At 59.3% G+C, this 9,957-nt stretch carries 7 protein-coding genes; 5 read left to right on the top strand and 2 right to left on the bottom strand.

Annotation, left to right across the window (positions count from 1 at the left end; genetic code table 11):
* Nucleotides 1-37: 37 nt before the first annotated feature.
* Nucleotides 38-376, top strand: coding sequence for a tryptophan synthase subunit beta (locus BLW70_RS05940; RefSeq protein WP_074872413.1), 339 nt, complete (start codon nt 38-40; stop codon nt 374-376).
* A gap of 152 nt (nt 377-528) precedes the next feature.
* On the opposite strand, the gene lapD is transcribed toward BLW70_RS05940, so the two are convergent.
* Both lapD and lapG read right to left on the bottom strand, forming a co-directional pair.
* Entirely contained in the window at nt 529-2,475 is a 1,947-nt protein-coding gene (gene lapD / locus BLW70_RS05935; protein WP_074872411.1) for a cyclic di-GMP receptor LapD, read from the bottom strand.
* A 14-nt stretch (nt 2,476-2,489) separates the two neighbouring features.
* On the bottom strand, nt 2,490-3,182 hold the full coding sequence (gene lapG, locus BLW70_RS05930) for a cysteine protease LapG (RefSeq protein ID WP_074872408.1): 693 nt from the start codon (nt 3,180-3,182) through the stop codon (nt 2,490-2,492).
* 231 nt (nt 3,183-3,413) lie between these two features.
* Here lapG and BLW70_RS05925 point away from each other — a divergent pair, with 231 nt between their 5' ends.
* The 4 genes from BLW70_RS05925 (at nt 3,414) to BLW70_RS05910 (ending at nt 9,935) form a co-directional block, all read left to right on the top strand.
* A complete protein-coding gene (locus BLW70_RS05925; RefSeq protein ID WP_074872406.1) occupies nt 3,414-4,124 on the top strand; it encodes a GntR family transcriptional regulator in 711 nt (236 codons plus the stop codon).
* A gap of 678 nt (nt 4,125-4,802) precedes the next feature.
* Nucleotides 4,803-5,579 carry a DUF3050 domain-containing protein gene (locus tag BLW70_RS05920; protein ID WP_074872404.1) on the top strand — a complete coding sequence of 259 codons (777 nt, stop codon included), beginning with the start codon at nt 4,803-4,805 and terminating at the stop codon, nt 5,577-5,579.
* A complete protein-coding gene (locus BLW70_RS05915; protein ID WP_074872402.1) occupies nt 5,576-6,505 on the top strand; it encodes a diiron oxygenase in 930 nt (309 codons plus the stop codon). The genes BLW70_RS05920 and BLW70_RS05915 overlap by 4 nt, the downstream gene beginning before the upstream one ends.
* A 13-nt stretch (nt 6,506-6,518) precedes the next feature.
* Nucleotides 6,519-9,935 (top strand): non-ribosomal peptide synthetase, encoded by a 3,417-nt coding sequence (locus tag BLW70_RS05910; protein ID WP_074872400.1) that lies wholly within the window; start codon nt 6,519-6,521, stop codon nt 9,933-9,935.
* The last annotated feature ends 22 nt before the right edge of the window (nt 9,936-9,957 follow it).

Here is a 9,957-nt window from a genome sequence, read left to right as displayed (position 1 = left end):
GACAGCATGATGCGGGTCCATTTCCGAGGGATGTTCAATGTTCTACGTGCAACGCGATGCCCAAGGTCAGTTAGTGCGCGTGGAAGCCGAAGCCTACGCCGAGGCCACGGAAACACTGCCCGCCGACCACCATGAAATCCAGGCCTGGTATGCCCACGAAGTGGTTGAAACCAGCCTCAAGCAGCTCAAGCAGAGCGACCTGGACATGATCCGGGTACTCGACGACTTGATCCAGGTGTTGACCAGCAAAGGCGTGATCCGCGTCACCGACCTGCCGCCGGCCGCACAAGCCAAGCTGATGGACCGGACCCAGGCCCGTGAGGCGTTGGGCGGGTTGAGTCAATTGATCGATGATGATGAGACGGGGTTGATCTAACTCTGGACGCCGATCGTTCCCACGCTCTGCGTGGGAATGCCTCTCGGGACGCTCCGCGTTCCAGCCTCACCGCTGGCGTTGTGTCTGACACTGATGTGACGCAGAGCGTCACGGGCTGCATTCCCACGCAGAGCGTGGGAACGATCAGTGGGTTACTGCCAAGGCTTCGGCTCACCAAACAATTGCCCCTGAACCCCATACAACCCCATCTCGCGAATCACCATCAACTCCCCTTCCGTCTCGACCCGCTCGGCAATCAACGGCAAATCGATGCTGTGCGCCGCCCGCTGAATCGCCTCGATGAACAGGCGCTTGTCGCTCTCCTGATCAATCGCGCGGATATAACTGCCGTCGATCTTCAGATACGCCAACCCAAGCCGCGCCAGGTTGCCGATCATGCTGAAACGCCCGCCAAAGCGTTGCAGGCTCAGGGAGAACCCGAGTTCGCGCAGGCGTCGCGTCAGCTCTTCGAGCATGGCTTGTTCCGGTAACTGCTCTTCGCCGATTTCCAGGGTCAAGCGTTCCCCGAGCTCCGAATGCTGACGCAGGATTTCGAAGACTTTATTCAATGCCTGCGGATCGGCCAGCGTGGCTGAAGACAGGTTCAGCGCCAGCGACTCCTCATGCCCAGCCATCTGTTCAAGCACCCGCTCCAACATCAGCCGGTCCAGGCGCGCGGTCCAGCCAAAGCGCTCGAGCCACGGCAGGAAGCGCCCGGCGGGAATGGTCTGGCCCTCATCGTCGATCAAACGCGACAGCACCTTGTAATGCAGCACCAACTGCGTGTCCTGGGCGGCCACTACCGGCTGGAAATACAGCTCGAAACGCCGCTGATTCAACGCCTGTTCCAGTAAGTTGTGCCAGGCATGATGGTCGTCGCCGACGCTGGCCGATGCGCTGTGATCCAGGCAGGCCCAACTCGAATCGCCCTGGCCTTCCGCCTGAGCCAATGCCTGATCGCCCAACCCGAGCACCGCTTGCGGGGAGTCGCCATACACAAACGGCGCCAGCCCGATCGAGGCCACCGAGGGCACATCGGTGGCGCCCGTCGCGTGCAGGCTCGCCAAGGCACTGTCGAGGCTCTGCGCCAGTTGCAGCGCTTCTTCGCGTACCAGCCCCGGCGCCAGCACGGCGAACTCACCGCCACGAATCCGCGTTACGAGGTTCAGGGTTTCCGGGTATTTGGCACACTCTCGGGACAACTGCTCGCCAACCGCTTTCAACAACTGGTCAGTACGTTGACCGCCCAACCGCTGGTTCAACCCGGCCAGGTCCCTGACCCGTAACAGCAGCAAATAACCGGAACTCGCCTGCTCCGGGTTGCTCACTCGGGCGTTCAATTGCATCTCGAAATAACGACGATTGGCCAACCCCGTCAGGTTGTCCTGATAGGACTCGGCTCGCAGCTTTTCACTGCGCTCGGCCTGTTCCTGGAACAGCGCTTTAAGCTTCTCGACCATCTGGTTCATGGCCTGCACGACACGCCGCAGTTCCGGCGTGCGCGGCAGTTGCGGCAAGCTGAGGAATTCGCGGCGAGCGATGGCGTGGGATTGCTTGACCATGTAATCCAGCGGCTTCAGTTGCCGACGCAACAACAGCGCGCCGAGCACCGCGCTCACCGCACCGCAGATCAGCAGCCAGCCAAGACTGCCCAGCGCGCTCTGCCAGAGTTTGGCCAACGCAAACATCGGGTGGCTGACCACCTCGACCCGCGCCGCCTGCTCCCAGCCACGGCTGACGAGAGCATCACCACCGGCCGCTTCCAGCCCGATCATTTTGACGAACCAGTCCGGCACGTTGTTCACCGCGGGAATGCCGCTGCGCTCAACGATGGCCTGATCGGTCTTGAGGTCGACCACGCGGATGCTTGCGTAATAACCACTGTCGAAGATCGAACTGACCAGCAACTCGACCATCGCCGGATCGTCGATGCTTGGCGTCAGGGACAGCGCCAATGCCGTCGCGGCGTCCTGAGCGTGGGAGCGTAACTGATTGACGTATTGGGTGCGCGAACTTTCCAGGCTGACCACGAAGCTACCGGTGAAGGCGATCACCAGGAACAGACAGATAGCGATCAACAGTTGTTTGAACAAAGACATCTGAGCGCGTGCTCCTAATTAGTCGTCTCGACCGGGAAACCTTCGGCCTGCATTTTCTTCAACACATCCTGCCAACGCGACAGGCGTTTGGTGTCACCGACTTTCTTGTTGCCCTTGGCGCCCGGCAACCACAACCCTTCGGCATTGAAAGAGTAGACCGGCAGCAAATCGGTTCGCTGGCTGGCTGGCTTGATCGCATCGATCAGGCTGTCGAGTACCAACGGCATGGCCTCGGGGCTTGAGTAGTAGGTCAACACCATGTGCGCCCGATTCTGGCGCAAGGCCTTGACGTAAGTGATGCGTAGCTTGTCACTGGCGACGCCGAGACGACGCAGGCTGAAATACTTGGCGATCGCATAATCTTCGCAATCGCCGGCGCCCTTCCAAAGGGCCTCGATGGGTGTTTCCCAATAATCGACCTCGTGCCACAGATCGATGTCTTCCTCGTAACGCATCTGTTTGTTGAAGAACTGGTTGACCACTTTAAGCTGTTCCAGCTCGCCGACTTGCTTTTGCGTGACCAATAAGTGCTGCCAGGCATCAATGCGTGGCTGTCCTTCGCCCAATGGCCCGTACAATGCCTGCGCACGACGGCTGATCAGCGAAAAATCCCAATCGGCATGCAGCCCGCCCAGCATAACGCCGGCCAGCAGCAACGCGCAGCACAGCCAGCGCAACGTCCGAGGGATCGCGAAACATACCGCCAATGCGAGGTATCCAGATCAGGCAGGTGGAAATCGCTCGATGGTGCAGGTTAGTCCGGTAAAAAACAATGGCACGGTGAGATCACCGCCAGCGCGCTAAACTTTGTATGGCAGGCGCAATAAAAAACATCGCGGCCACGTCAGGGCGATCTTTTGTCCGTTTGACAACCTGTCAGGCAGTCACTAGTGTCCCCTTGGATCCAAATTTAACTCAGTCAAACAGGGTGCGTAGTTGTGACACAGAAGCCCAATCCTCTGAACAGCATCAAGGTCAACGGGCCGATTCCCGCTCACCTGGCACGCTCGGTGATCGAAGAGACCCTGCGTTCAGCCATTCTCGACGGTCGCATTCCCTGCGGCACCGCCCTGCGTCAGCAAGATTTGGCCGATCTTTTCGGTGTCAGCCGCATGCCGGTGCGCGAAGCCTTGCGCCAGCTCGAAGCCCAGGCGCTGCTCAATGTCATCGCGCACAAAGGTGCAGTGGTTGCACCGCTGGTCCAGGGCGATGCCGTGGAAACCTATGCGCTGCGCATCCTGCTGGAATCAGAAGCGTTGCGCCTGTCGATCCCGTTACTGGTTGATGAGGATCTCGAACAGGCCGCCCGCTACATCGACGAACTGGAAACCGAAAACAACTACACCGAAATCGGCCGGCTCAATCGGCTTTTCCACATGGCGCTGTACTGCAAGGCGCCGAACCAACGGCTGTTGAGGCTGGTGGAAGACGGATTGAACGAAGAGGAGCGCTTCCTGCGCTTCAACCTCGAAGCCATGGGCCTGGGCAAAATCTCCCAGGAAGACCACCGGGCGCTGTTGCGGGCCGTCGAAGAGCGGGACGTCGAGCGCGCGGTGAAATTGCTCGAACAACACCTCAACCGGGGCGTCGAGGTCATCACCCGCTACCTCAACAGCCCCGAAGCGCTGAACAAGAAAATCTCCAGATAAACCACGCCGGCAAGCCTGAGCGAGCAGATTGAACTGCTCACTCTCGCTTGCCGCGTTGCGCTGCGCCCCTCTCCAAAGCCCCGCCCTCGATTTACCCCTCTCAAAACCCACAACGACTCCGCGTCGATAACGCGCCGATGATAGCGGCTGTCGTGATTTACGCTCACTCTTGGGCTGCCAACAAATAATGAACGGGTGACGCACCGCATCAGCGGAGCAGTCTCCGCACCAAGAACCTACGGAAGGAGTCTTGCCACGGGAAAGGAAGAACCTGCGTTGATCCCAGTCAACTTCCACCCCCTCTGACCACTTCAGAAATTCAACTGGAAAGTTACTTCGAGTGAGGCATTCACTCTTTACTTTAATTCTGACTTATATAAGCCGGAAGGAGTAACTGCATCTAAATAAAACTCAAATCAAAAGTTTTATTGGAACTTGTCGCGCGCGAAAAAGTTGAACTTTCAAATAATATAAAAATAACTTGCCCAGCACTTTATTCATGTATTAGTTTTTCTCCGCCGCCTTGAATACGGGCGCCAGACCGTCACATAACGACGCATTGCAACTTACCCATATCAATTCGCTTGAGGCCTGCGCTCGTCAGCAGAAAGTTTTAACTAACGATCGCTTATTCATTAAACCGCAACGGTTATATCCAACTCATTTATAGGCTCGCCCATGAAATCGACTAAAGACCGTCTCACCCAGAAGAAAGCAGAACTTAGTGCTCATCCGATCTTTTCCGAAATCAACTCGATGCCGGTATTGCAACGTTTCATGGAAACCCATGTGTTTGCGGTATGGGATTTCATGTCGCTGACCAAACGCCTGCAACAGGAACTGACCTGCGTTCGTTTGCCCTGGCTACCACCGCGAGATCCACAGGCGGCGCGCTTGATCAACGAGATCGTGCTGGGTGAAGAGTCTGATGATCGCCCAGCCCAGGGTCACTACAGCCATTTCGAGTTGTACCTGGATGCGATGCGTGAAGTCGGCGCCAGCACGGCGGTGGTCGAACGCTTCGTCGCGCTGCAAAAAGAAGGCGTGAGCTATGACGTGGCGCTGCAAAGCGTGGACGTTGATCCGGCAGCAGCGCAGTTCGTGCGCAATACGTTGCACACCGCGTTGCATGCGCCGGGGCACAGTGTTGCGGCAGCATTTCTGCATGGTCGCGAGAGCGTCATCCCGCAGATGTTCCAGCGAATTCTTGATGATTGGGGCATCGGCATCGAACAGGCACCGACCTTTCGTTACTACCTCGAACGGCACATCGAAGTCGATTCCGAAGACCACGGCCCCGCCGCTGAAAAACTCCTCGCCCGGCTGGTCGATGGCGATGCGCAACGCGAAGAAGACGTCTACGCCAGCGCCCTCGCTGCCGTGGAAAGCCGCATCGCGTTGTGGGACGGCCTGCGCCTGAGCATGAGCGAACCGGTTGCCGAGGTGAACGCATGAACGCCGCCGACTACCAATCTTTTGCCGACGCCTGGGAAAGCCGCGCGACCATCCGTACCCGTCCCCGGCGAATGCTTGAGAACGACGACAAACTGATCTACCCGTTGAGCCGCCAACCGTTGGTGCTGAGCGAAACCTTCCTGCGTGAATGCCCGGAACAGCGCGACTTTGCGCTGGTGCAGACGCTCTACAAATTCATCAACGACGTGGTGATTTTCGAAACCGAAATCGTCGACAAGACGGCCCGCAGCATCGCCAAGAATCGCTTCGCCGTGGCCTTCCCGTTCGCCTGCCGCTACGACGCCATGACCGTGGTGGTGGACGAGGATTACCACGCGCTGGTGGCCATGGATTTCATGCAACAGACCGTCGCCATGACCGGCATCACGCCCATCGAACTGCCGGACGAAATCGAACTCAGCCGAGCCATTCCAGCGGCCGTGGCGCTCGCGCCGGAACACCTGCGCAGCGCCGTGGAATTGATCTGCGTGGCCATCGCCGAGAACACCGTGACCGGTGATGTCGCGGCGTTCGCCAAGGACGACACGGTCAAGCAGTCGATCAAGGGCCTGATGGCCGACCACTTGCTCGACGAAGGTCGCCACTCCGGGTTCTGGGCGCGGCTGGTGCGCATCTACTGGCACACCGCGAGCGAGGACGACCGCCAATGCATCGCGCAAATCCTGCCGGTGTTCATCGGCCATTACCTGACCAACGACATCCAGAAGTCGTTCGACTTTCGCCTGATCGAGTCCTTGCAGATCAGCGACGCCGCACGCCACGCCCTCAAGAGCGAAGTGTCGGGGCTGGCCTTCCCGATCAATCGCCATCACCCGCTGGTCGCCAACATCGTGCGGTTTTTCCGCAGCAGTTCGCTGCTCGATTCGCCGTGCGTGCAAGACGCCCTCAGCGATTACCTGGTTTAACGAGGAGCCCATCATGAGACGTCTCGACATTCTGCTCATTGGACAAAGCCAGGCCCTGACCGACCTGGCGCTGGAACTTGAACAACACGGTCATTCTCTGGTGCGCCTGACAGCCGTCGACGAGCAGCCGTTGGCTAGCGCTGACTTGCTGATCGACGACGCCAGCCTGCCGATTCAAGACTTTGGTGATACACCGCGACTGACGCTGCAACTGGGTATCGGTGAGCCTGGAGTTTCTGACCTGCCGCCGCTGGATTTGCTGTGTAACTACGGTTCGAAACTGTTCACTCGCGTACCGATCAGCGACGAACCTTCGGGCAACGGCCAGGCATTGCGCCTGCGGGCAGTGGCAGAACTGGTCGATCACGTGGCGCTGCTGGTCAGCCGGTTCTCTCGCGATGCCGACTATTTTCTGCTGGCCGGTCCTGCTGCTCCCGTTCACTTCGAGTACGTGGAAAACCTGCTCTATCTCGAGAGCCTGGCGTTTTTCCATCGGCTCAACCTCACGGCGGCGCCCGCGCTGCTGGCGCTCAGTCAAATCCCGATGATCGAGCGCCTTGAGCAGCGCTTCATCCAGTGTGCCGAGCGACCCGCGCTGAACATTGCCGGCACGTCCCTGAGCTATCGGCATTTGCACGCCCACAGCCGCGCCATCCAGCAACGTTTGCAACCGTTGCTCGCGCAGCATCAGGGGCCGTTGGTGATCGGGATCTGCCTGCCAAAATGCAGCGCGTTGTATGCGGGAATTCTGGCGATTCTTGGCAGTGGCGCGGTGTATCTGCCACTGGAGCCGAGCCATCCTCTGCAACGTCAGCAGTACATTTTGGAAAACGCCGGGGCCGTCTTGCTGCTGCATGACGGTGAACATCCGCTTGCGGCGCAAATGCCGGGGCTCGACATCAGCCGCATTGACATTGGTGATGTGGATCTCGATCAACCCTTGATGCGCCAGCGACCCGATCCAGAGGCGCCGTGCATGGCGCTCTACACCTCGGGCACCACCGGCCATCCCAAAGGCGTACTGCTCAGCCAGGCCAATCTCGCGCACTTCACCGCGTGGTACGCCGACTATGTGCAACTGACCGAACAGAGTCGGGTGCTGCAGTTTTCGTCGTTGAGTTTCGACTCGTCACTGATCGATATCTTCCCGACCCTGCTCCAGGGCGCCGAACTGATCGTGCCCGGCGACGATCAGCGCCGCGATCCGTTGCAACTGGTCGAGCTGATCCGCCATCGACAACTGAGCCACGCCTTTTTGCCGCCAGCGTTGTTGAGCATCCTGCCGCTGGATCAATTGCAATGCCTCGATCACGTGATGACCGGTGGCGATGTCTGCGAACCCTACGTCATCGAGCAGCTCACCCGTCAGGGCAACCTCTACAACCTCTATGGCCCCACCGAAGCGACGGTGTTGATCACCGCGCGGCAACTGCGTACCGGCGACAGCAATCGCACCCTCGGCGCGCCTATCGCTAACAGTCAGGTGCTGATTCTCGACGAGGATTTTCAACCGGTGGCCGAGCAAACCGTCGGCGAGTTGTACATCGTCGGGCCGGGTGTGTGCCTGGGCTACCTGAACAACCCGCAGCAGACCGCCGAACGTTATCTGAACCTGAACCTGCCCAATGGCCAGAGCCTGCGCGCCTACCGCACCGGCGACATGGCGAAGTGGACCCGCGATGGCATCGAGCTGTGCGGGCGACGAGACAATCAGGTGAAGATTCGCGGCTTTCGCGTTGAGCCGGAAGAGATCGAACGCTGCCTGCGTGACAGTCAGTTGTACCGCCAGGTGGCGGTGGTCATCGACAGCCATCGACGGATTCTGGCCTTCCTCGCGCAGCCTCAGGAGGATCAACCCGGCACCGCTCGCGAAACCCTGAAGGCTCATGCGATGCAGTTCCTGCCGGATTACATGCAGCCCACAGCGTGGACCGAACTGCCGAGCATGCCGTTCGCCAGCAACGGCAAGGTCGACCGCAAGGCGCTGCTGGCAATGCCCGTGAATGTGTCCGAAAACACACTGCGGCGCTTGCCCGCCAGTGCCGACGAGGCGCTGCTGCTGGAGATCTGGGCTGAGCTGCTGGAGCTGCCGGCCAGCGATATTTCCACCGATGAAAGTTTCTTCAACCTGGGCGGCCACTCGATCCTGCTGTCGCGCATGCTTTTACGTTTGCGTGAAGAGTTTGGTCGCAGCATCTCGATTAACCGCTTCATCGAATTGCCGACCATCGCCAAGTTGGCGACCTTGGTGCGCGGTTCCGGCACCGAAGAGGTATTGAGCGAAAAGGCCTTGGCCGATGCCTTCCGCGAACTGGATATCCAGCCGTTGCCAGTCAACCGCATGGGCGATGTGCACAAGGTGATCGTGACCGGCGCCAACAGCTTTGTCGGCGTGCACATCGTCGAAGCATTGCTCGCCTGGGGCGCCAGCGAAGTCGCCTGCCTGGTGCGCGATGGCGGCGGGCAATCGGCGGCCGAGCGATTTGCCCATGCGTTGCGAGAAAACCGCCTGGAGCATCTGGACCTGAGCCGGGTGCGGGTCTACGCGGCGGACATCACGCGTCCGTCATTGGGGCTCGAAGCGGATGTTTACGAGCGACTGGATCGGCAGTTCGGCGCGTTGGTGCATAACGCCGCGAACGTCAATCACGTACTCGATTACGAGTCGCTGGCGCGGGACAACGTCGAGCCGATTTTCGAGTGCCTTCGGTTGTGCGAAGGGCGCAGCAAAAAGATCTTCAATTTCGTCTCGACGCTCTCGGCTTCCAGCACGATTTCCGCCGATGGCCGGGTGCTGGAATTGCCCGCCGCGCAGACCCCGCCGATCTACATCAAGAACGGCTACAACCTGTCCAAATGGGTCGGTGAGCGAATCCTCGAACGGGCTCGCGAACGTGGCGTACGGGTCAATCTTTATCGTCCCGGCAACATCAGTTTCAACAGCCTCACCGGTGTCTGCCAGCCGCACAAGAATCGCTTGATGCTGATGCTCAAAGGCTCGATCCAGCTCGGCCAGGTGCCGGAGTTCGCGCTGAATTTCGACCTGATGCCGGTGGACTTTCTCGCCCGGTTCATCGCCTTCCATGCCAGCCGTTATTCAGCGGAAAAAGCGGTGTTCAACCTGCACAACCCCGAGCCTCTGAGCTGGGACAACTACGTCGCGTCATTCCGTGAGGCAGGTCGGGAGTTTTCCATGGTCAGCGTCGCCGACTGGCAGCAGCAACTGGGTCGGGTCGACAGCGACAACGCGTTGTTTGGCGTGCTCGGTTTCTACCTCAACGGCTTCGAGGAAGACATCGGCGACATCTCAATGATCGGCCACGCCAACGCTCAGGCGGGCGTGCGGCAGATGGGCGCGCATTACCCGGAAAAATCCCCGGCGCTGCTGCGTCGCGGCTGCGACTACCTCAAAGAAATCAACTTCATCTGATTCACTCAACCGGAGCAAAACC

Origin of the sequence: Pseudomonas frederiksbergensis (genome assembly GCF_900105495.1) — a bacterium.
GTDB lineage: Bacteria > Pseudomonadota > Gammaproteobacteria > Pseudomonadales > Pseudomonadaceae > Aquipseudomonas > Aquipseudomonas frederiksbergensis.
This window is presented reverse-complemented; position numbering and strand designations above follow the sequence as displayed.

Excerpts from the sequence above, each read along its gene's own strand:
- BLW70_RS05940 (WP_074872413.1), top strand. The coding sequence starts at position 38 with ATGTTCTACGTGCAACGCGATGCCCAAGGTCAGTTAGTGCGCGTGGAA.
- lapD (WP_074872411.1), bottom strand. The coding sequence starts at position 2,475 with ATGTCTTTGTTCAAACAACTGTTGATCGCTATCTGTCTGTTCCTGGTG.
- BLW70_RS05920 (WP_074872404.1), top strand. The coding sequence starts at position 4,803 with ATGAAATCGACTAAAGACCGTCTCACCCAGAAGAAAGCAGAACTTAGT.
- BLW70_RS05915 (WP_074872402.1), top strand. The coding sequence starts at position 5,576 with ATGAACGCCGCCGACTACCAATCTTTTGCCGACGCCTGGGAAAGCCGC.
- BLW70_RS05910 (WP_074872400.1), top strand. The coding sequence starts at position 6,519 with ATGAGACGTCTCGACATTCTGCTCATTGGACAAAGCCAGGCCCTGACC.